This window comes from Lysinibacillus sp. CD3-6 (genome assembly GCF_006351725.2).
GTDB lineage: Bacteria > Bacillota > Bacilli > Bacillales_A > Planococcaceae > Lysinibacillus.
On sequence record NZ_CP085880.1, the window covers coordinates 3,226,940 to 3,250,205 of the forward strand.

Annotated in this window: 17 protein-coding genes; 2 read left to right on the plus strand and 15 right to left on the minus strand. The window is 37.6% G+C overall.

Going from position 1 to position 23,266, the window contains the following annotated elements:
* Positions 1–198: 198 nt before the first annotated feature.
* From dnaK to FH508_RS16100, 5 genes are all read right to left on the minus strand, one after another.
* Positions 199–2,037: a molecular chaperone DnaK gene (dnaK, locus tag FH508_RS16080; RefSeq protein WP_172772093.1), complete on the minus strand. Its 1,839-nt coding sequence runs from the start codon at positions 2,035–2,037 to the stop codon at positions 199–201.
* 73 nt (positions 2,038–2,110) lie between these two features.
* The gene (grpE, locus tag FH508_RS16085; RefSeq protein ID WP_172772094.1) at positions 2,111–2,677 is read right to left on the minus strand and encodes a nucleotide exchange factor GrpE; all 567 of its coding nucleotides are present in this window, start codon (positions 2,675–2,677) and stop codon (positions 2,111–2,113) included.
* Positions 2,678–2,694: 17 nt separating this feature from the next.
* On the minus strand, positions 2,695–3,723 hold the full coding sequence (hrcA, locus tag FH508_RS16090; protein ID WP_172772095.1) for a heat-inducible transcriptional repressor HrcA: 1,029 nt from the start codon (positions 3,721–3,723) through the stop codon (positions 2,695–2,697).
* 89 nt (positions 3,724–3,812) lie between these two features.
* Positions 3,813–4,958, minus strand: a complete 1,146-nt coding sequence (hemW, locus tag FH508_RS16095) for a radical SAM family heme chaperone HemW (RefSeq protein ID WP_172772096.1) — start codon at positions 4,956–4,958, stop codon at positions 3,813–3,815.
* A 246-nt stretch (positions 4,959–5,204) separates the two neighbouring features.
* Complete coding sequence (locus tag FH508_RS16100; RefSeq protein WP_228134117.1) at positions 5,205–5,609, minus strand: YhfM domain-containing protein; 405 nt, start codon at positions 5,607–5,609, stop codon at positions 5,205–5,207.
* Positions 5,610–6,156: 547 nt separating this feature from the next.
* Between FH508_RS16100 and rpoN the strand changes: the two genes are divergently transcribed.
* Positions 6,157–7,422: an RNA polymerase factor sigma-54 gene (rpoN, locus tag FH508_RS16105; protein WP_172772098.1), complete on the plus strand. Its 1,266-nt coding sequence runs from the start codon at positions 6,157–6,159 to the stop codon at positions 7,420–7,422.
* 455 nt (positions 7,423–7,877) lie between these two features.
* On the opposite strand, the gene hutH is transcribed toward rpoN, so the two are convergent.
* The 8 genes from hutH to hutU form a co-directional block, all read right to left on the minus strand.
* The gene (gene hutH / locus FH508_RS16110) at positions 7,878–9,383 is read right to left on the minus strand and encodes a histidine ammonia-lyase (RefSeq protein ID WP_172772099.1); all 1,506 of its coding nucleotides are present in this window, start codon (positions 9,381–9,383) and stop codon (positions 7,878–7,880) included.
* Between the two features lie 37 nt (positions 9,384–9,420).
* The gene (locus FH508_RS16115; protein WP_172772100.1) at positions 9,421–10,737 is read right to left on the minus strand and encodes a Na+/H+ antiporter family protein; all 1,317 of its coding nucleotides are present in this window, start codon (positions 10,735–10,737) and stop codon (positions 9,421–9,423) included.
* A 20-nt stretch (positions 10,738–10,757) separates the two neighbouring features.
* Positions 10,758–11,927 carry a hypothetical protein gene (locus tag FH508_RS16120; protein ID WP_172772101.1) on the minus strand — a complete coding sequence of 390 codons (1,170 nt, stop codon included), beginning with the start codon at positions 11,925–11,927 and terminating at the stop codon, positions 10,758–10,760.
* A 12-nt stretch (positions 11,928–11,939) separates the two neighbouring features.
* Positions 11,940–13,118 (minus strand): M20 metallopeptidase family protein, encoded by a 1,179-nt coding sequence (locus FH508_RS16125; RefSeq protein ID WP_172772102.1) that lies wholly within the window; start codon positions 13,116–13,118, stop codon positions 11,940–11,942.
* 16 nt (positions 13,119–13,134) lie between these two features.
* Positions 13,135–14,298 (minus strand): M20/M25/M40 family metallo-hydrolase, encoded by a 1,164-nt coding sequence (locus tag FH508_RS16130; protein WP_172772103.1) that lies wholly within the window; start codon positions 14,296–14,298, stop codon positions 13,135–13,137.
* Between the two features lie 15 nt (positions 14,299–14,313).
* On the minus strand, positions 14,314–15,579 hold the full coding sequence (hutI, locus tag FH508_RS16135) for an imidazolonepropionase (RefSeq protein WP_228134118.1): 1,266 nt from the start codon (positions 15,577–15,579) through the stop codon (positions 14,314–14,316).
* 12 nt (positions 15,580–15,591) lie between these two features.
* Positions 15,592–16,944, minus strand: a complete 1,353-nt coding sequence (locus FH508_RS16140; RefSeq protein WP_228134119.1) for a YjiH family protein — start codon at positions 16,942–16,944, stop codon at positions 15,592–15,594.
* A 78-nt stretch (positions 16,945–17,022) separates the two neighbouring features.
* Complete coding sequence (gene hutU / locus FH508_RS16145; RefSeq protein ID WP_172772104.1) at positions 17,023–18,738, minus strand: N-tau-methylurocanate hydratase; 1,716 nt, start codon at positions 18,736–18,738, stop codon at positions 17,023–17,025.
* A gap of 289 nt (positions 18,739–19,027) precedes the next feature.
* Here hutU and FH508_RS16150 point away from each other — a divergent pair, with 289 nt between their 5' ends.
* On the plus strand, positions 19,028–20,710 hold the full coding sequence (locus tag FH508_RS16150; RefSeq protein WP_172772105.1) for a sigma-54 interaction domain-containing protein: 1,683 nt from the start codon (positions 19,028–19,030) through the stop codon (positions 20,708–20,710).
* A 147-nt stretch (positions 20,711–20,857) separates the two neighbouring features.
* Here FH508_RS16150 and chrA read toward each other — a convergent pair whose 3' ends face one another.
* Entirely contained in the window at positions 20,858–22,018 is a 1,161-nt protein-coding gene (chrA, locus tag FH508_RS16155) for a chromate efflux transporter (RefSeq protein ID WP_172772106.1), read from the minus strand.
* A 99-nt stretch (positions 22,019–22,117) separates the two neighbouring features.
* The gene (locus FH508_RS16160; protein ID WP_172772107.1) at positions 22,118–22,984 is read right to left on the minus strand and encodes a DUF4179 domain-containing protein; all 867 of its coding nucleotides are present in this window, start codon (positions 22,982–22,984) and stop codon (positions 22,118–22,120) included.
* Between the last annotated feature and the right edge of the window lie 282 nt (positions 22,985–23,266).

Below are 23,266 nucleotides of genomic sequence, written 5' to 3' on the forward strand. Positions count from 1 at the left end.
CAGTCTAAAAAACTGCCTCTATTTTCGCCATAATTTTCACTTTTCTATCCATATTTCTAAGCTTCATAGTCGAATTGACAAGCCCTTGCTACTTCAATTTCGTCTATTCAAACTCAAGAAATAATTGTATAGAAAGAGAAAAGCCAAAGCCGCAAGCGGTCTTTGGCTTCTTCACTTTACTGTTATGTTGATAATTTCTTATTTGTCGTCTTTTACTTCTTCAAAGTCAGCGTCTACGATGTCGTCTTTTTTATCAGCTCCAGCATCTGGACCTGCCTCGCCACCTTGAGCTGCTTGTGCTGCAGCTGCCGCTTGTTCGTATACTTTCATTACTAGAGGCTGTAATACGCCTTCTAATTTTTCTTTCGCTGCTTTAATACCTTCTAATTCGCCAGCTTCAAGCGCTTTTTTAAGTTCATCACGAGCATCTTCTACAGATTTTTTCTCATCTTCTGTAATTTGCTCACCTAAGTCAGCAATTGTTTTATCAACTTGGAACACTAATTGGTCCGCTTCGTTGCGAAGATCTGCTTCTTCTTTACGTTTTGCATCGGCTTCTGCATTCGCTTCAGCGTCTTTTACCATGCGTTCGATTTCATCGTCTGATAAACCAGAATCAGATTGAATTACAATTGTTTGCTCTTTATTTGTACCTAAATCTTTCGCTTTAACCGAAACGATACCATTTTTATCGATATCAAATGTAACTTCGATTTGTGGAATACCACGTGGTGCTGGTGGGATATCCGCTAATTGGAAGCGACCTAATGTTTTGTTATCCGCTGCCATAGAACGTTCACCTTGCAATACGTGAATATCTACTGCTGGTTGGTTATCAGCCGCAGTTGAGAATACTTGTGATTTAGATGTAGGAATTGTTGTGTTACGATCGATTAATTTTGTGAACACGCCACCCATTGTTTCAATACCTAATGAAAGAGGTGTTACATCAAGTAATACTACGTCTTTTACGTCACCAGTTAATACGCCACCTTGAACTGCAGCACCCATCGCTACTACTTCGTCAGGGTTAACACCACGGTGAGGCTCTTTACCAGTTTCTTTACGTACAGCTTCTTGTACTGCAGGAATACGAGTAGAACCACCAACTAAAATAACTTGGTCAATTTCAGAAGTTGATAGGCCTGCATCAGATAAAGCTTGACGTACTGGACCTACCGTACGGTTTACTAATGGTAATGTAATTTCATCGAATTTCGCACGAGTTAAAGAGATTTCTAAGTGTAATGGACCTGCTTCACCAGCTGTAATGAATGGTAAAGAAATTTGTGTTGAAGTTACACCTGATAAATCTTTTTTCGCTTTTTCAGCAGCATCTTTCAGACGTTGCATAGCCATTTTATCTTTAGAAAGGTCGATGCCGTTTTCTTTTTTGAATTCAGCTACTAAATATTCGATTACCGCATCATCGAAATCGTCCCCACCAAGTTTGTTGTCACCAGCTGTCGCTAATACTTCGAATACACCGTCGCCTAATTCAAGAATAGAAACGTCGAATGTACCACCACCAAGGTCGAATACTAAAACTTTTTGGTCTACATCTTGTTTGTCTAAACCATAAGCAAGTGCAGCAGCTGTTGGTTCGTTAATAATACGCTCTACTTCAAGACCAGCAATTTTACCAGCGTCTTTTGTCGCTTGACGTTGCGCATCGTTAAAGTAAGCAGGTACAGTAATTACTGCTTTTGTTACTTTTTCACCTAAGTAATCTTCTGCATAACCTTTTAAGTATTGAAGAATCATTGCTGAAACTTCTTGTGGTGTGTATTCTTTTTCTTCCACTTTCACTTTTTCAGCTGTACCCATTTTTGATTTGATTGAAATAATTGTGTTTGGATTTGTCACTGATTGGCGTTTTGCTACTTCACCAACTTGTTTTTCACCATTTTTAAATGCTACTACAGATGGTGTAGTACGATTTCCTTCTGGATTTGGAATAACTTTTGGTTCTCCGCCTTCAAGTACAGATACACAAGAGTTTGTTGTTCCTAAGTCAATACCGATAATTTTGCTCATAGTAAAATTTCCTCCTATTATTAAAACGCAAATTTGCGTTAATTAACTAAAATATTTTTGCTTAATGCTTTGACTATTCGTTTACAGATACCATCGTTGGGCGTAATACGCGATCTTTTAAAAGATACCCTTTTTGCAGCTCACGTAACACTACACCTTGTTCTTTTTCACTATCTTGTTCTTGCATAACAGCTTGGTGGACGTTTGGATCAAACTGTTCCCCTTCTGCCTTAATAACTTGTAAGCCTTCTTTTTCTGTTGCTTCCAATAGTGAGCGGTAGACCATTTCGATGCCCTTTACGATTGATACTGCTTCCTCAGAAGTCGGTTCAATTTGCAAAGCACGTTCAAAATTATCTAATACCGGCAGTAAATCCGATAATAGATTTTGTGCACGATATTTTTCGGCAGCCTCGCGATCAAGCTGAGAACGACGACGTAAATTATCGAAGTCTGCACGTAAGCGTAGGTGACGATTTTCCTCGTCATCTAGCTTTGCTTGCAACTCTGCTAGCTTTGCTTCATACTGCTCTTCCACTGTTAGTTCTACTTCTTGTGTTTCTGTTTGCTCGACAGTTGATTCGTTTTCAGCTTGTACATTTTCTTGTACAAGATCTTTGTTTTCAGTTGTTTCAGTCACTTAAATCCTCCTCATTATCAATCACTACGATTCTTCGTAAAGGCTTGGGTTAAATCCATGCGCATTACTTCAAGCAAAGCAACCACACGCTTGTAATCCATGCGTGTTGGACCAATAATTGCAATGGCTCCTTGTTGATCATCACCTATTGAATAAGTCGTTGTTATGACACTACAGTTTTCCATTTCTAACTGCTTATTTTCCGAGCCAATACGAATATGAATACCCGATTCGTTCGGATGGAAGAGCGACTGCACTTGGCTAGTCGTTTCCATTAAGTCCAGTATCATTCGGACTTTATTTAAATCGTGAAATTCCGGCTGGTTGAACATATTTGTCTTGCCACCATAGAAAATTTTACTTTCTGAATTTTGCATTGTAGCTGAAACGAGCGAATGGATAAAATCATCCGCAGATCGCACATGTTGTTGTAAAATGGCGGGTATTTCAATTTCCAATTTCTTGTGGATTTCATCTAATGAAACGCCAACTAAGCGTTCATTTAAAATGTTAACCATTTTTTCTAAATCAGCAGCGGTAAAATTAGGTGGTAAACTAAACATGCGATTCTCAACATGACCGTTATTCGTTACGATAATCGCTACTGCAGCATCACTTGAGAGTGGCACAATAGAAAAACGTTTTACTCGATGTCTTTGGACATCTGGTCCTAAAAGAATCGATGTATACGATGTCAGCTCTGATAAAATATTGGCTGATTTTCGGATAATGTGCTCTACTTCTACTAGACGTTCATTGAAAATCGATTGAATCTGCTGAATATCCCTAGAATTAATGCCCTGTGGACTCAACAAATGATCTACATAAAATCTATACCCCTTTTCCGAAGGCACTCGACCAGAGGAAGTATGTGTTTTTTCTAAGAAACCTAATTCCTCTAAATCCGCCATTTCGTTTCTAATAGTGGCTGGACTAAATGTAATCTCATGTTTTTTTGAGATTTGGCGAGAACCTACCGGCTGTGCAGACATAATAAAATCATCTACGATTACTTGCAATATCTGTAATTGCCGATTTGTTAGCATGATTATCACCTCTGTTAGCACTCAACCAAGAGGAGTGCTAATACTATTATTAAGTTATCAAATCCCACATTTTCTGTCAACGATATCGCTCAATCTTCTAGTAAAAATTGTTGAAAAACTTCATTTCCAACAAAACGCCCCTTGCGCGTAAGACGAATACCTACTTTATCATGCTCTAATAGACCTTCTAATACTAATTTATCTATAACTTGTCCATAGCGATTCATCATCGGCTCTTTAAATCTTTCTTCATATATAGCGTGCGCAATCCCTTCCGTTTTACGCAGTCCTAAAAACATTTGCTCTTCTCGCTGTTCAGTCTCAGTCACCACATGGTCCTGCATAATAGGCAAATCCCCTGCACTTACAGCATCCATATATTTTTTTAAAGGACCATGATTTGAATAGCGTACACCATTTATATAGCCATGTGCGCCTGCACCAAAACCAGCATATTCATCATTTTCCCAATAGATTTTATTATGAGTCGAAGCATAATCAGTCTTTGCAAAATTGCTAATTTCATATTGCAGAAGGCCATGCGATTGCATCTCTTGCATGAGGACATCATACATATCTGCTTCTATATCTTCCGTCGGTAAACTTAACTTCCCTTTTGCATATTGGTTATAAAAAATCGTCTTTGGTTCCACTATAAGGGAGTACGCTGAAAAATGCGGAAGGTCAAGTGCGAACGCTTTTTCTAGTGTATCCTTCCATTGCTCCATTGTTTGGCCTGGCAAGCCATACATTAAATCGATGCTTACATTTTTAAAACCAACTTTTTTTGCAAGTGCAATTGTGTCATAGACATGTGCATTGCTATGTGTGCGGCCAATTTTTTTTAATAATTCTTGATCGAATGATTGCACGCCCATGCTTAATCGATTGACGCCTCCATTAAACAGGGCATGCATTTTTGCCTCAGATAGTTCATCTGGATTTGCCTCTGATGTAAATTCTGTCACACTGTCCATCGGAATATACGTGCGAATCAGTTTGAGCAGCCTTGTCAATTGATCTGGAGATAAAGCAGTTGGTGTGCCTCCACCCAGAAAAATCGTTTCTATTTGGGTAAAACTATGTGGATATTTTTCCGTCGCAAGCGCCATCTCCTTGCCTAGCGTTTCGATATATTCATCTACAGGTTGATTTTTAAAGTAAAACTTATTGAAATCGCAATAGTTGCAGATTTGATGACAAAAAGGAATATGAATGTAAACACCTCGTGCCATAGCTATCCCTTCTTTCTAGTTGAGTTTTTCCATTTCCCCATTATAAACAAACGTTATGGAGAACGCCATGAATCCATCCAGATACATGAACGACAGTAAAAACGAGTTAGTACAAATTGACAATAAACTATCAATAATATGTGAACTCATTGAATTGTATTATATAGAAAGAATCCATTAATGGTAGCTTTAAAGACCTTTCGAATAAAAGAAAAGACCTCCTAGCAAAAGCTTTGGAGTAAAATATTATTTAAGAAGATTAATTAACTGATCTGTTATTTCTTCTGGGATGGCATAAGTAACGTGTGTATCATCCACCTTCATTAAGGCACTTTTTTGTCCTTTTTCCCCTAGCCATAGATGATAATCTTGCTTAGTTCCATCTGTATAAATGACCTTTAAATCAAATTCAGGCTCAGTCATATCTACTATCCCCTCTCTCTTTACAGCGCTGGCGAAGGCATTGTTAAATATATCTAGCGTATTATTATCTTCATATTCTCCAAAAAAATTAGCATTCACTTTACCGAAACCACTTGATTTAGAGATACTGACCTTTGAAATATTTACACTTTCATTTGATTGGCATGCAATAACAATGACAGACAGAATACATAATGATAAAACAAATATTCTCAATTTTTCATACACACTCTCTTTTTACCATTATTTTACTATTAAATTAGTACGAAACAAACCTTTTTTACAATTATAAGGATTACTTTTTTATTCATAACATAAAAATTGACCCAATTTATCGAACAACTTAAAATATATATAGATTATTTCACCTATTCCGACATTTTAGGAGAGGTTTTAGCTTAGTACCTTTAAACCTGGAGAACTTGTTAAATTTACGATGATTTAATCGTTATTTTGTCTTTCAAAATTCTCATCATAACTTGAATTGTCCGTGCTCCATGTTCTATAGAACTTTCATTTCGCCTCTTTGCTGGCAACTATACTTACCAAGGTGTCGTTATCCCATTTACGACTAATTTTACAGTAAGCATCTCTAAAATCGGTGCTTTATATTAAATGAAAATTATTTTGATAGAACGGCATTATGCCGTTCTTTTTTATGTAAATTAATCTTCTAAAAGTAATACAGAAAAACTAGTATATAGTTGATATTTTTCTGAAAATTCACTCAGTTATATGATATGATAAGAAAAAGTGATAGACAGGAGGAATCATAATGGACCCGAATTTAAAGCTACAACAACAACAGAAAGTGATGATGACACCTCAATTACAGCAGTCTATTGAATTACTACAATACAATGCCTATGAATTAGAGCAATTTCTTTATGAACAACAATTAGAAAATCCATTAATTGATCTACAATCGCCAACTTTTCAGGAGAGAGTTTTTAGTGCTACCTATAACTCTGCTTCAACTATGCCCAACGAATTTTATACAAAGAGGGCGGAACCAAACTATCGTGAGGAGTTATTACAATTAGCTGCACTCACTTTTGAGGGGGAAGATATACGACTTACCCAAACAGTAATTATGCACTTAGATCATAAAGGGTATTCGCCACTACAGATTGGCCATCTTTCAGTACAACAGCATAATCGCGCCATTCAATTATTACAGCAAATTGGTCCAGCTGGAGTAGGTGCACGTAATTTGCAAGAATGTCTTTTGTTGCAAATTGAAGAGAAAGACTTTGATTTACAACAGCTTATCCAAAGCGGTTTATCTCTGTTAGCCGAACGAAAATTCCTAGCTCTACAGAAATCGCTGCAGCTATCAAAGGAACAATTATCAAATTGCATTCATCGGCTACAACAACTAACACCAGTACCTTGTACGTTGAGCCAAGAGAATGATACGTTGTATGTCACTCCTGACATTATCGTTTTTCTTGAAGACGGGACATTACACTTTAGTTTAAATGATGGCTCATTACCGATAGTTCAACTCGATGAAAGCTATAAAAACATCACTTCTTTTTTACCTCAATCTGAGCAAAAATATGTAAAACAACATTTCAAGCATTATAACTGGCTTATACATAGCTTACAGCAACGTCGACAAACAATTATTCAAATAATGTCTGTAGTTTTAGAGCATCAGCAAGCATTTTTCATTCATGGTTTCTCTTCTTTGAAACCGCTTACCCTACAAGATGTCGCAACGAAAATCGATATGCATGTTTCAACAGTAAGCCGAGCAATTCGCAACAAACGTATTCAAACACCTGCTGGAACGTATTTATGGAAAGATTTATTTTCTTCAAAAATTGACAATATGCAAGCGCAACATTCTCAAACTTCCATTTTGGAAATGGTCAAAAATATTATTACAGCAGAAAATAAACAAAAGCCATTATCTGATCAAAAGATTGCTGAAATACTAGCAAACTCCCATCAAATTCAAATTGCGAGACGCACGATCAGCAAGTATCGCGAGGAACTAGGAATACAAGCAGCGAGCAAACGTAAGGAATTATAATGGTTCACTCAACACGTAACGTTCGAAGTACTTTCGAAACAAAAACGAATGAGAGAGTACGAGAACGAAAAACGTTCCCGTACTCTCTTTATTTTCGATGCTTTGATTTCTATTTCAGTGGTAATGTTCAAGGGTAACATATAAAATTTCATAAATATTAAATGACTTCTAACTGAGGGTTTTATGCTTCAACTATAAAGCAAAGCTTTAAGTTGAACAGAATGCCCAATATAATATCAACTTAAATTAGTTTAGGAGCTGATTTAATGAATGTTAGAAAAAAAGGTTATATAGAAATACTTATTGCAATGATAATATTAATAACAATAATCTTATTCTAGATATTGCTACATAGAGTGTATTAATAATTATTGGCGTTATAGTTCTTTTTAATATAATTTTGTTTGAATTATTTATATTCTTTAAATCCTAAGCGCTAGGCACTCAAACAATTTCTACCCAATCGTTAAAATATCATTACTATTTAATAAATAGTTTGCCAGTGCCTCTGTTTCTTCACCAATCGCTTTGTCCCCTTCTAATGGTGGGCAAAACGAACGTATGATATTTAAATATTTACGTGTTGTAGGTGCTAATTGCTCTTCTGCTTGCTCTAAATAAATAGCTTGAGAAGCGGCGATTAATTCAATGGCAAGCACCCGTGCACTATTATGCACAATTTGTCGTGCTTGCCTTGCCGCAGTTGTCCCCATACTGACATGATCCTCTTGATTGCCAGAGGTAGGAATAGAATCGACACTCGATGGATGCGCAAGTACTTTGTTCTCAGAAACAAGAGATGCTGCAACATATTGTACGACCATTAAACCACATTCAAGTCCTGGATCTGTTGCTAAAAATGGTGATAATCCACTTAATTGAGGATTCACTAAACGTTCCGTTCTTCGCTCAGAAATATTCGCCCACTCTGCTACGCCTACTTTTAAAAAATCCATTGCAAGTGCAATCGGCTGCCCGTGGAAATGACCACCAGATAACACCTCACCATTTTCTAATACAATCGGGTTATCTGTCGTTGCATTGATTTCCGTCTGCAAACGTTGCTGGACATAATCAAAACATTGCCAAGATGCACCATGAACTTGCGGCACACAACGTATTGAATAGGCATCTTGCATACTGACTGCACCTTGCGTCGTTATCCTTTGACTACCAGTTAACCACTTTCGAATTCGATTACCAACCGTAGCAAGTTCAGCATGAGGGCGCACAGCCAATAAATCAGCATCAAATGCAGAAATAATGCCCTGTAACGCTTCCATTGTGAGACAGGCTGCCATATCTGCTATATAGCCAAGACGTTCCGCTTCTTTAATTGTCATTACCCCTATGCCAGTCATCGCCTGTGTCCCATTTATTAATGCAAGTCCTTCTTTCGCTTGCAGTCGGACAGCTGTTAACCCCACTTTTGCTAATGCTTCCTGCCCTGACATAACATGTCCATTTACTTCTGCCTTGCCCTCTCCAATCAACACTAATGCGATATGTGACAGGGGGGCTAAATCACCACTTGCTCCAACAGATCCTTGGGAAGGGACAATAGGATGAACATGATGATTAATTAAATCCACTAGTAATTGAAGTGTTGCTTGCCGTATGCCAGAGTATCCTTTCGCTAAAGCATTGGCACGTAAAACCATCATTGAACGAACAATTGCTGTTTCCAATGGCACCCCTACACCAACCGCGTCAGCACGTAGCAAATTTAATTGTAATAATTCATTATCCTCGTCGGCAATTTGGACATCACTTAGTTTCCCAAAGCCAGTATTTACACCATAAATAGTATGTCCATCCGCTAATCTTTGTTCAATTCGAGCACGGCTTGCTTGCACTCTTTCTAAAGCGCTTGGTGCAATGGCAACTTGAGCATGCCCCCTCGCTATTTGATCAATTTGCGTTATCGTCAATGTATGACCATCCAACTGAATAACTTCCATCTAGAACTCCACCCCTTTGATTGTTACGACTTTTTTTCTATAAAACCATTGCAGCGATTATGCCAAAAATAAATAAAGGGATATTATAATGTAAGAATGTAGGTACACAAGTATCCCAAATATGATTGTGCTGTCCATCTGCATTCAACCCTGATGTCGGACCTAATGTACTATCAGAGGCAGGGGAACCCGCATCCCCTAATGCACCTGCTGTTCCAATTAGCGCAGCTGTTGCAAGCGCACTAAACCCAACTGCCGCACATAACGGCACGAACACTACAGCTAAAATAGGAATGGTGCCAAAAGATGTGCCAATCCCCATTGTTACTAGTAAACCGATAAATAATAAAAGGATAGCTGTTATAAGTTTGCTTTGTCCTGTCATACCAGTCATTGCCTCTACAAGCTCCGTAATAGCATTTGTTTCTTTTAAAATCGTTGCATAGCCTGAGGCAATTAGCATAATAAAAGCAATAACCCCCATTAGTTTGACGCCATTTTGGACCACTTCTTCACTATCCTTAATAAACACTACACGGCCTATAAACATAATGATAATGCCTGATAATGCGCCTAATACTAATGAGCTTAATGATAATTGAATGCCCAGTGCTACAAAAATGGCAACGATCGCTATCCATCCTTTCGTATCCAAGGATGCCTTTTTATTTTCTAATTTTGCTTGCTCATAGTCTTTAATATCCTCTTCTAGTTGCTTATACTCTCGCGGTTTTCTGTAGGAAACAAATACAGCAATCGCTAAACCAACGAACATACCAATAGCAGGAATAGCCATTGCTTTTGGTATTTGGCTTTGAACAATGGCCATGCCATTGGCTGTCATCTCATTAGCAATAATTCCTTGAAATATTAATCCATAGCCAACAGGAATCCACAAGTAGGGCATTTTTAAGCCAAATGTTAGCGCTGATGCTAATGCACGACGATCCATTTTTAATTGATTAAAGAAAAATAAAAGTGGTGGTATCAATATTGGAATAAAGGCAATATGTACGGGAATCAGTGTTCCTGATAAACACGCAATGATTGCCAACGCAAAGATTAAAATGTATTTATTAGGCTTTTCGAGTGACAATAATTTTTGTATCAGAATGTTTGCTAAACCAGAATGCGCAATTAATGCCGCAAAGATTCCTAACAATATATAACTTAATGCCGTCTCAGATTGACCTCCCATTCCACCAATAAAAATTGAAAGTGATTCAGAGAGCGATAAACCAGCAACAAGCCCTGCAACAATAGCCGCAATTAATAAAGCAAATAATACGTGAATACCACATAAACTTAAAATGGATAACACAATGACTGAGATTAAAACAGGATTATCTAACATCTACATCCCCACTGTCTGTTTTATATTGTTTTAATCAAAATACTTGCAATAATAACACTTCCCAAGGTTACCGTCGTAAACCCTCCAACGAGCATTGGTGTTAAAATTTCATTAAAGATTTTTCTTTGCTCTTCTTCCGTTTTACCAATGCTTCTACTGACTTCCTCACATACAATGTAATCACCTGGAAAGCCGAATGTAGACGTTAATGCAACTGGAATCCCAAGAAAAGGATTCACCTTTAATAACTTAGATCCTAGTAACCCCCCTAATAAAATGCCAGTTACTCCTACGAAAAGAATTGTTAATACAGCAGGTAATTTATCAATAAACATCTCAAATGTAATATCGTTCATCATCCCAATAACGATGAAAATAATTCCTGCCATCCCAACGGTAAAACTATTTGATTTCTCCATAACACGTTCAGGATAAAATTTCACTAACCGACCGATAATACCTATCGCCAACGCCCATAAGCTATACGGAATTCCAGTTAATTTGGCTAAAACTACGGCTAGCGCCCCACCAATAAACAACATAAACAGTAATACTAAAGGCGTTTGAAACTTTTTAGGAACGATTAATTGATCATTATCTTCTTGCCCAAATGCAACAGTGTTGGAGGCTACATACGAACCGCTTTTTATTTGCTCACTAATCACAGTTGCATGTTTGCGTAACAATAAATTTGCTAGTGGAATTCCAATTAACGACTGCAAAGCCATAATTAATGCAGGGATGGTCAATAAGCTGACAAACCCCAATTCTTTTATCCCCTCAGATGTAATTAAAACCGCAATAATACCCCCATTTAATGGTCCCGTACCTGCAACAGCAGTTTGATAATCAAAAAGGACGGTCACAATTGTTAAAATAAAGAGTGAAGCAAAAAACATACCCATTATTGCAATTAATACTACTTTCCATTGGGAGCGAATCATTCGTAATGGAATTAAAGTACCCATATGAACTAAAATAGGTGCCGTTCCTAATAAAGCGCCAACCGTTAAAAATGTCGAGTTTTCAAGCAAATCTTTCGGAAATATCCCTAGCCATAACAAAATTAAATAGCCCATCATTGCCACAAAAAGCATTGGCACTCTTGCTTTACTAATAACGGAAATGATTTCTCCTAGCGCAACGAGCCCTAAAATAATCATCGCTGCAATTACAGGTTCTTGAACCATTTAATCTCCCCTTTAACTATTTAATGTTAAAGCTGAATGAACAAAAAGTTTTAATCCAATTGCTAATGAATCTTCATTTACTGCAAATCTAGGATGATGATGAGGATAATTTAATGTTTCATCATCAAACGCTGCTCCAATCGCGATAAATACACCAGGTACTTTTGTTAAAAAAGCCGAGAAATCTTCTCCGCCCATAAATGGCCCTATGTGCAAAATGGTATCGGAAGGAAAATGCTGTTGGATAACCCCTTCCACTACGGCAGTTAATTGTTCATCGTTTATTACTGATGAATAACCATCATTGTACGTAAAATTATAATCAGCACCATGTGCAGCAACCGTATGCTGAACTTGCATGGCTATTTGTTGGGCAATCCGTTCTCTCACTTGCTGCGAGAATGTTCGGACACTTCCACCTATTACTAAGCGATCAGGGATAATATTTTTGGCGCTACCCGCATGAAACTCTGTCACCGCAAGTACCGCTCGTTCTTCTGCATTCACTTTTTGCGGAATGATATGGTGTAATACATTTGTAATTTGCGATCCTATTAAAATCGGATTAATAGAATCATGAGGCTGAGAGGAGTGGCCTCCCTTTCCGATTATTTCTAAATCAAACGTATCTGAATTGGCTGTAAAAGGGCCTGCACAAATGCCTATTTTGCCTGTTGGAAGCGTAGAAAATAAATGCAATCCTATTATGCGATCAACACCATCCACTACACCAGCTGCTACCATCTCTTTAGCGCCTCCTGGAAATAATTCCTCAGCATGTTGAAAGATGAAGCGAATTTCCCCTTTTAAAGATTGCTGTAACGTAGATAAAATTTTAGCAGCGCCAAGTAACATTGCAGTATGACCATCATGACCACAAGCGTGCATTACACCCGCTACTTTAGAAGCGAACGGTACATCTGCTTCTTCTTGTATCGGCAAAGCATCCATATCTGCTCTGAATGCCAAACAATCTCCTCGTAAAGTCCCCTTTAAAACAGCTAACACACTTGTTTTTGTCGGCCTCGTTACGACTAAATTTCCAAAAGAGATTAACTGATTGTACACAAAATCTGCAGTAGCATATTCTTCATACGACAGTTCAGGGTTTTCATGTAAATATCTTCTCCACTGTAAAATTTGCGGCACTACTTGCTCTATTTCTTTCGCTACATTTAAAGTGCTTGACATGTAACACTCTCCTCCTTTAATTTTTATGGCGTTCATACCACTGCTCAATTAATGCAGCAGTTAATCTACCCGTATTAACTAAGTTTTCAATACTAATATTTTCTCTAAAAGAGTGAATATTCTGAAATCCGTTTCCGAGCGTAATACACGTTAATCCATGTTCATTTAATACATTCGTATCTGCGCCACCTAATGTTTTTGTTAAATAGGATGAAACGCAAATATTATCAGCCGCTTTTTTTACCGTTTTCACAAGATCATCTTCCTCAGAAATATTAAAGCCCAAATACTTTTCTTCAATGTTAACCTCGACCGTACCCTGAAATTTCTGTGCTGCTCTTTCCATCGCTAGTTGCATATGTTGCAATTGTGCGTCCAGCTTCTCCTTTGAAAAACTTCTTACTTCGCCACCAAGCGTCACTGAACCTGGTATTATTGAAGTTAGTTCTCCACCACTTATAATCCCTACATTTGCTAATGTTTCACTATCAATTTCTCCAAGCTCCATTGATAACAACCCTTCGGAAGCAATAATAAATGCATTATTTCCTGCCTCTGCATTGAGCGCTATATGGGCGGCATTGCCTTTCACAGTGAACCAAATTCTACTACTGAAAGGACCTTGTAAAATGATTTGACCAACATCCCCGCTACTATCAAAGATATATCCATTTTTACTTTTAATCTTGTTATAATCCATATATTTTGCACCAACTAAACCTGCTTGTTCATTTACTGTTAAAATGAATTCAATTGGACCATGCGGGACATCACTTTCAATAATAGCGCGCATTGCTTCGATATAAGAAGCTAGTGCCGCCCGATCATCCGCCCCTAAAATTGTCGTACCATCTGAATAAATAATCCCTTCCTTGATAATAGGTTTGAGGTGCTCGGTTGGTAACACCGTATCCATATGTGTAGAAAAAAATAATGGCGGAATCGTATTATCCGTTCCCGGATGCCAAGCAATTAGATTCCCAACTTCACCATTAAAATGTTCATGTGCTTCATCGAATGTTAATTGAAAGCCAAGCTTTGGTAATGTCTCTTTTAAAAATGCTGCTACTAGACTCTCCTTACTACTTGGGCCATTAATTTTAGCCATTTCTAAAAATAATTGTACTAACTTTTCTTCATTTACATATGACGCTGCTTTCGATGCAAATTCAATTGTCATTACTAATTCTCCCTTCTAACTAAATGTGCCTTCCTTTGCCCATGTCCCATTACTTATAACAATTTGCCCGCTTTTAATAACCGTCTCTACAATATTCGTTCCAAGTTCATATGCTACATACTTGTAATTTGGTACATCCCATATTTGAAGATCTGCCATTTTACCAACTTCTATTGTTCCTCGATCTGTAAGATTTAGAGCCTTTGCAGCCATTTTTGTCGCCGCCTTAATTGCTTCCTCTACTGAAAATTGATAGAGTCTACATGCTAAATTAATTACAAAGGACATAGAAGTCGTATAACAAGCAGGGCACATATCTGTTGCTAGTGCTATTTGCATACCTTTATCAAGCATTTTCCGCGCTTCAAATGGTTTCTTATGGGCAACAGCGAAATCTAATGCAGGCATTAATACACCGACAACTCCAGCCTTCGCTAGTTGTGTCATAACATCTTCTGGTGTGTAATTGAGATGGTCAATGGAAATCATTTTCATGCGCGCAGCTAAATCTGAACCGCCGATATACGAATAGGCATCCGCATGAATTTTAGGTAATAATCCATGTGCTAAGCCCGCTTGTAAAATACGTTCGGATTCAAGCTCAGTAAAATAGCCTTCATCACACCAAACATCACAAAACTCTGCTAAATGATGTTGAGCTACTTGCGGAATCATCACTTCAACAATTTCATCCACATATTGTTCCTTTGTTAAATGATCTGGAATCCCGTGCGCTCCTAAAAATGTATTGACTACATCAAGAGGAGTAAGATCGTTTAAGCGTCGACCTACTCGTAAAATTTTTAGCTCACTTTCTAGTGTTAAACCGTAGCCACTTTTACTCTCTACCGTTGTTGTACCATGCTTAAGCATCGTCAATATTCGTTTTTTCGCTTGTTCGAAAAGCTCCTCCTCTGAAGTATCTCGCGTAAGTTCGATTGTTCGATTTGGTCCTGTCGTAATAGCAAGCTTTTTTAAATTTTCTTCTATATTTCCAGTAAGTTTAGCGGCATACTCTTCAACTCGACTACCATGAAACACCAGATGTGTATGTGCATCAATATAACCAGGAGCCACTACTTTCCCACTTGCATCAATACTGTTAGTAGCATCCATTACATAGCGTTGTTCAAGCTGTTGATGGCTACAAATATCGATAATTTTTTGTCCATCTATAACGATTGCCTGATTGGTTAACACTTGAAAGTCTTGCATGCTATCACCTGTACAAGGTAATATTTGTGCTGCATTTTGAATAATCATGTCTGGTCTTTTTAACACACGACCACTCCTTTACAAAAGTATATAGGCGATAGGCGTGACGATAATGAGCGTTAAAACCGTTCGTACAAACCATACTGCAATCATCTTGCCTAAAGAAATGGGAATTTCCGTTGATAGAATACAAGGAATTAGTGCAGAGAAAAAGAGAATGGCAGATATCGATAAAGTTCCAACAATAAATCGCGTCTCTATAGCACTATCTATAGCTACAAGTGAAGGTAAAAACATATCAATTAAATTAATGACGGCCGCTTTTGCCACTATTAACGGCTCTGTCATTTGCAGTAAATAGGTAATAGGTACAAACAAGTAAGCAGCATAATCAAAGATAGGTGTATTATTAACAAGCCATAAACCGATTAAGCCAATGGACATAATTGTTGGTAAAATCCCCATAGCCATCACTAAACCATCTTTCACATTGTCCTTCATACTTTGCCACAGATTCGGTGCATTCTCAGCTGTTTGTAACGCCTCTCTCCATGCACATTGCAAACGTTTTTCTTTTACAATTTTCTCTACATCCCCATCCATCTGGTTGTAATAGTCCGTACTCATATTTCGAATAGGCCAAATCCGAACACTGATGGCTGTTACTAAAAATGTCACAAGAAACGTCACCCAAAAATAAAGATTCCAAATATCCATTAGACCTAGTGTTTTTGCAACGACAATCATAAAGGTAACTGAAACGGTCGAAAATCCAGTAGCAATAATCACCGCTTCTTTTGTTGTATATTTTCCTTCCTTATAAATGCGATTCGTAATTAATAAACCGATAGAATAGCTACCGACAAATGAGGCAACCGCATCAATCGCCGATCGACCAGGCGTTTTCCAAATTGGCCGCATAATTGGCTGCACTATAATACCGATAAACTCCAACAATCCATAGCCTACCAACATAGCTAAAAATATGGCACCAATTGGAACTAATACTCCGATTGGTGTAAGCAGTGAGTTATACCAATAGGGTCCCATATCTGCAGCTAAAAGCCAGCTCGGACCAACTTTAAAGACAACTAATATAGAGGCAATTGCACCGATTATTTTTAATAGAGAGATTACTATTTCTACTACCGATCGATTCCACGTTCTTTTATAAAAAGGATAAACGGCGCCAGCAATAACAATGATTAAAATATAGTAAACAATGGCTGACGAAAACTGTGTACGAATAAATGTCACTAAATGATCAAGTGGTATTGTTTTTTTACCATTTAGGGTGATAGAGATAAAGAACATGAAAATACCAAATAAGCTAAAAGCAAAAAATTTGTAGATGGCTGATTTTTTATATTGATGCGATACACCTTCTAGAAAGTTGTCAAAATCCACAGGTGACATATCAGCTTTTTTCATGTACATTCCTCCTTTTAAACTAACAAGAGGCCCGCATCTCTTATTGTTTATTGCACTGGCCTCTTTCCTAAAAATGCATTACACTTTTTCTTTTACTAAATCTTTCGGACCAAAAGTTGCAGTCGGTTCCCACCATAATGGGATTTGAATACTTTCATCCGTTAATTTTCCTTTCCCATTCGCTACATCTTTTGCAGTTTCATAACCTGCTTGTGCATGTCGCACAACGCCAATACCTGAATCCACTGTCATTGCTACTTCTAAGCGCATATCCGATTCCTCTGTTCCATCAGCAATCATCGTCACACCTGTATGCACAGCCTCTCCCATTGAATAGTTAGCTTGAAGCGCAATTAAGTCACACATACCAACTGCATTTAATAAACCATTTAATACTGGCCAGTCAGAAATTAAATCTCCGCCATCTTTCATATTTTCAGATTCAAATGTTGGATTGACAATGGAACCAGAGTCTAAATTATCGCGGGAGAAGGCAACTGGGCCACTTAACTCCCCTCGTCTAATCATATCGTTAACTTCCAATGCGAACTTTTTACGCTGTCCAAAGCCCATATAACAAATTCGAGCAGGTAATGCTTCTATCGGAATATGCTCCTTCGCAAGCTTAATCCAGCGCGTAACAAGGAAATCATCACTAAACTTCTCTAAAATCATATCGTCAATTTTGCGTAAATCCTCTGCCTCGCCTGACATGCAAATCCAACGGAAAGGCCCACGCCCCTCACAGAATAATGGACGGATATATTCTGCTACAAATCCTGGCAAACGCTTTGCCTCCTTCTCATCAAATCCAGCATCAATGCACTCTTTACGAATACTTGTGCCATATTCAAACGAATGTACACCTTTATCTAATAAAGCTATTAATGCCTTCAGCTCGCGAACCATCGTATGGCGTGCTTTTTCTAAGTATGCAAGACGATCTTTATCACGTAGCGCGTCAGCCTCTTCGACACTGTAACCAGCTGGTAAATAGGCAATCGGGTCATGGGCAGGTGTCATGGAAGTTGCTATATCAGGTAAAAAGCCAATTTCTAATGTTTTTTCGAAAATATCTGCTGCATTCCCTACTACTGCTATACCAAGAGCTTCGCCAGCAGCCGCTTTCGTTTTTGCTAGTTCAATCGCCTCTTCTAAAGAATCTACAACAATGTCAATAAAGCCCTTTTCAATGCGACGATTAATAATATCAATATTGGAATCACATAAAATAGCGACACCTCCGTGCATTGTCATCGCACGTGTCTGGTTGCCACCCATACCGCCTGCACCAGCAGTCAATAAAATTTTCCCAACAAGTGAGTCGTTATAATGCAATCGTGCAATTGCCGAAAGCGTTTCAAATGTACCTTGAATAACGCCTTGTGTACCGATATATTCCCAAGGTGCCGCTGTATAATTGGCATACATCGTTAAGTTCTTTTCTTGTAAATCATAAAATGTTGGCCAATCTGCTTTCATAATATTTGTCGTTGCCATAACAACAGTTGGTGCATATTTATGAGTTTTAAAAACAGCAACTGGCATCCCCGACTGTACAACAAGCGTTTCATCATCTTCTAAATTTTTTAAGGAATCTACAATGGCATGGTAGGACTCCCAGTTACGAGCTGCCTTCCCAATCCCCCCGTAAATCACGAGCTCTTCAGGTTTTTCGGCATTTTCCATATTATTTTCTAGCATTCTTAAAATAACTTCTTGGCGCCATCCTTTGCATCGTAATGTATTTCCTCGCTGAGCTTTTACTGAATATAAAATTTCTGGTTTTGTCATTGAAAATTCCTCCTTTTTTGTGACTACACACTTTAATAATGCAAATAGTGTGCCAACTTTCCAAAACACTCAAAAAAATTTTAAAAATGTGGAATACATGCTGTTTCTCAAATGATGTACATTCGCATTCAATCGTCGTTATTGTCACGAAATGGAAAGTGTATGCAGATATATTTTGCACCTTTTAATATTCTGTATATTGTTTTTATTCAGAAAATAATTGTGATACGATAAAGGGCAAAGCAGATAAATTTTGCATGCAAAATAACGAGAGAAAGTAGGTTTTTGTATGAACAACGAATTGCAGCGTTACACAGCTTTTTTAGGCGCGAATATCATTGCAGTAGACAAATCATTCAAGGTGAAATGGTGGCATTTCAATGAAAGTATCTCGTTAAATATCCAAGTTGATATGCCAATAGATTTCTTCGCTGCCATTGACGTGACAAGTTTGCATCAACCGCAACAATTGCAAATACAAGACCAGCTTCTATCTTTTACAATAGAGCCTTTTTATTTTCCAGAGCAATTGTATATTGTTTCTGTAGAAAACTTAGTAGATTTCCAGCATTCCTTACAAAATAAAGTTTTTGTGCTAGAGGAAATTATAGAGCATTTAGATGAAGGGATTATTGTGAGCAATGAAGACGGGGACATTATTTATTACAATGAGGCACTCGCTAAAATGGAGGAGCATAAAAAAGAGGACATGCTTGGCAAGAAGCTGTGGGATGCGTATAACTATCAAGATCGTAGACTATCAGAGCATAATCATATTTTAAAAACAGCTAAACCCATTTATACGAAATATAGAGCACATGCCTATTCAGAAAATGAACCTAAATTTGTAGGTTACAGTTCGTTCCCTATTCAAAAGGATAATAAAACCATTGGTGTTTTTTCAATTACCCATACGGAAAAAAGCTTACGAAATCAATTACAACAAACATTGGATTCCAAACGTGAGACAATGGAAGTACCTGAAGAAGTCAAACGGAATAATGGAACGATTTACACATTTCAAGATATCAAAGGGAACAGTCACGAGCTCCTTCAAACAATATCTGAAGCGAAAAATATTGCTAATTATAATACGGATACATTAATAGTTGGGGAAACTGGCACAGGTAAAGAATTGTTTGCCCAAAGCATGCATAATTTAAGCCCTCGTGTAACAAAGCCCTTCGTTGCCATAAACTGTGCTGCCATCCCTGCTACATTGTTAGAGAGCACGCTCTTTGGCTCGGTTAAAGGGGCTTTTACTGGTGCTACCAACCAAGAAGGTCTTTTTGAATATGCCAAAGATGGCACTCTTTTTCTAGATGAAATTAATTCATTACCAATGGAGCTTCAACCAAAATTAATGCGTGTCCTGCAAGAACGTGCTGTTCGACGAGTGGGCAGTAATACACTTATTCCTATTGAATGTACGGTGTTTAGTGCATCCAATGAAGATCCAGAGCTACTAACTGCTGGTGAGCGAATGCGGCTTGACTTATTTTATCGTATAGCCCATTCAAGTATATATATCCCCCCGTTACGTGAGAGACCAGAGGATATCCTTTTCTTTATTCAGCATTTTTTACATAAAAATGTGCTGAAATATATGAAGGCAAATATCACGATTAAGCCTGACCTTTATCAAATTCTTGTTGCTTACGATTGGCCTGGCAATGTACGTGAACTGGAGCACTTAATTGAAAACCTTGTAATTCAAGCGAGCTCTGACAGCGATATTACAGAAGATATGCTGCCACGTTATTTAAAAAATAAAATTTCAATAAAAGCGGCCCCATCTAAAAAACGCCCTTTCAAAGCACTTATGCATACAAATGAAGAACAGTATATACGAAAAGTGCTACAACAGTGTGATGGAAATATATCAGCTGCTGCGAAACAATTAAATATTTCCCGACAATCGTTGCAATATCATATGAAAAAACTCGCGATTCAAAAAGAAGAGCTTATATAAAACGTCCAGGACAAAAAAGAAAAAGTGTTAGATTGACTGCCATCAATCTAACACTTTTTACGTGCAAACTAAATTGTTTGAGTGCCTGGCACCGAGCTAGTAAACCTTTGGCAAGACATTGCCGTATTTCCGATGCCACAGTTTACTTTAGTAACATATAAGTCCAACGACTACCCCCAATACTACTAATAGGTAAGGTGACCAGGCTCGTTTCATGGTCAGCCATATAAATAAGGCTGCTAAAAGAAAATCTAATCCACTTTGTATTGATTGCGTCACAATGGGATGAATAAAAGCGCTAGCTAAAATACCAACAACCGCAGCACTTGCTCCGACCATTGCACCTTTCAATGCTGTATGACCGTGCAGAGAAAGCCAAAAGGGCATTGCTCCAATGATTAAAAGAAATGACGGTAGAAATATGCCCACTGTCGCTACCACTGCTCCTGGTAATCCAGCAATGACCATACCAATATAGGAGGCAAACGTAAATAATGGACCAGGCACTGCCTGCGCAAGACTATACCCTGCTATAAAGTCTGTAGAACTCATTAAGCCACTTTGTACAAATTGTGTTTCTAGCAATGGCAACACTACATGCCCACCACCAAATACTAAAGCTCCTGCTAGATAACACTTTTCTAATATCATAAGCCATTCGGATTTAAAAAGTGTATTTGCTATCGGTAAAGCCATCAGTAGTATGACATAGAATGCGAGAAACAATCCACCTGTCGCTTTAGAGATGGGCATAGTTTTATTTGCAGCATCAGTATTTAATTTTGTTTGCTTAAAAAGGCGAGATCCTGTTAAACAAGCTAATGCTATGACAATTACTTGTGCAAACGGATTGTCCCATAATAGAACAGTTAAAAGCGATAATATGGCGATCATCAAGTGTACAATACTTGGTATTAATTTTTTGGACATATCCCAAATTGCTTGTGCAACGATGGCGACAGCAACTATTTTCAAGCCATGAATCCAGCCCATGTCCATCGTTGTATGCTTGTAAAAATAGGCAAATAGCGTTAACAGCAACACAGAGGGTAATGTAAACCCAAGAAAAGAAACTAAACTTCCTATAAGTCCTCCACGTAGGACACCAATACCCATTCCGACCTGACTTGATGCAGGACCTGGAAGAAAGTGACTTAGCGCTACTAAATTACTATATTCTTTATCCGTAAGCCATTCTCTCTTTTGCACATACTCATTTTGAAAAAAACCTAAATGGGCGGTTGGTCCTCCAAAGGAAGTACAGCCTAGCTTAAAGGAAGTAAGAAATATTTCTAACAGCTTTGGCAATTAGTTCAACTACTTTCCATGTTATATACAAACATATTACATGGAGAATACTTTATTATTATTAAAAAATTGTAAAAATTAATTAGTTGCGTGTAAAATTTATTTTACACGAATTTTGATAGCTGACCCCAGCTCAATATCCCCTGTCGTTACAGGGATTAGCTTATACGTTTTATCTGTTAAATAACGAGCATCGAAGCGAATTCCCCACTTTGTATGCGCTTCATTTAATGTATATGATGAGTCGTGACGCCATGTTTTTCCTGACTCTGTTAAAATTTTAAAGTCAATGGATTCATTCAATGTTTCCTTTGATTCAAAATAAACCGTAGTCGAAATAGGTGTAGAAACAACTTTATCTACATTAATTTCTTGGCCGTCATTAAGCTGAATTGTTTTATTAACCTCGATTACTTTTCGGTCCTCTTGTAATTGTTTTTGGGAAGCTTCAATTTCAAATGCCCACGGATTATCGATTGGTTGTTCCCAATTCCAATCATTATAAAGAATTTTTAGTTGTAGTATTTCATCTTTCGGTAAATCACGCATCTTCACACTGCTATAAATTGTATAGGTTGATGCTGACTGTGCAATGGTCTGTCCCCCATTTCGAACCATATAATCTTGACCATTTACTAGTATTTGCGGAAAGAAAAATATTTGATAGTTAAAATTCATGCCTTTTGCTGGTTCAAATGTTGCATTTAGTAATAATTGATTATCATCAATCATCACTTCATTTAAGGTCAATTGACCAAAATCATTTTTGGTTGTTGTACCTACAAGTGTTTTATAGGCCGAAAAATCCGACTCATCATGTTTATTAAAAATTGAGGAGACGAACAGAGCACTTGCCAAAAGTACACTGGCACCTACTAAAACACTTACTACAATAATCACCCATCTTTTACGTCTTCCACTTTTTCCAAAATAGTCGACTTCATGTACATGTGGCTCAACTGGCAATTAAACACCCCCGAGTTCAAAATCTTTCGACGTTAACTCTTTATGATTCATTGTAATAACGAGTTATGCATTATATAACCAACAACCCGCATAACAAAAATGTGGTGTGTTATTCCACTAGTCAAAATCTCATCTCTAATTATATAAAATAAGTAAAAAGTACCATAAAGAAAACTGTAATTTATTATGCTATTTTTTTATAGCTAAAAGTATCTATTTAACATTTAATTATATCAAGAAAATATTAATAGATCTTTTTATCAGGACCTTCGTTGCATTAAA

Excerpts from the sequence above, each read along its gene's own strand:
- FH508_RS16130 (WP_172772103.1), bottom strand. The coding sequence starts at position 14,298 with ATGACAATTGAATTTGCATCGAAAGCAGCGTCATATGTAAATGAAGAA.
- hrcA (WP_172772095.1), bottom strand. The coding sequence starts at position 3,723 with ATGCTAACAAATCGGCAATTACAGATATTGCAAGTAATCGTAGATGAT.
- rpoN (WP_172772098.1), top strand. The coding sequence starts at position 6,157 with ATGGACCCGAATTTAAAGCTACAACAACAACAGAAAGTGATGATGACA.
- FH508_RS16140 (WP_228134119.1), bottom strand. The coding sequence starts at position 16,944 with ATGAAAAAAGCTGATATGTCACCTGTGGATTTTGACAACTTTCTAGAA.
- FH508_RS16120 (WP_172772101.1), bottom strand. The coding sequence starts at position 11,927 with ATGGTTCAAGAACCTGTAATTGCAGCGATGATTATTTTAGGGCTCGTT.
- hutU (WP_172772104.1), bottom strand. The coding sequence starts at position 18,738 with ATGACAAAACCAGAAATTTTATATTCAGTAAAAGCTCAGCGAGGAAAT.
- FH508_RS16115 (WP_172772100.1), bottom strand. The coding sequence starts at position 10,737 with ATGTTAGATAATCCTGTTTTAATCTCAGTCATTGTGTTATCCATTTTA.
- FH508_RS16150 (WP_172772105.1), top strand. The coding sequence starts at position 19,028 with ATGAACAACGAATTGCAGCGTTACACAGCTTTTTTAGGCGCGAATATC.
- FH508_RS16125 (WP_172772102.1), bottom strand. The coding sequence starts at position 13,118 with ATGTCAAGCACTTTAAATGTAGCGAAAGAAATAGAGCAAGTAGTGCCG.
- hutH (WP_172772099.1), bottom strand. The coding sequence starts at position 9,383 with ATGGAAGTTATTCAGTTGGATGGTCATACATTGACGATAACGCAAATT.
- hemW (WP_172772096.1), bottom strand. The coding sequence starts at position 4,958 with ATGGCACGAGGTGTTTACATTCATATTCCTTTTTGTCATCAAATCTGC.
- dnaK (WP_172772093.1), bottom strand. The coding sequence starts at position 2,037 with ATGAGCAAAATTATCGGTATTGACTTAGGAACAACAAACTCTTGTGTA.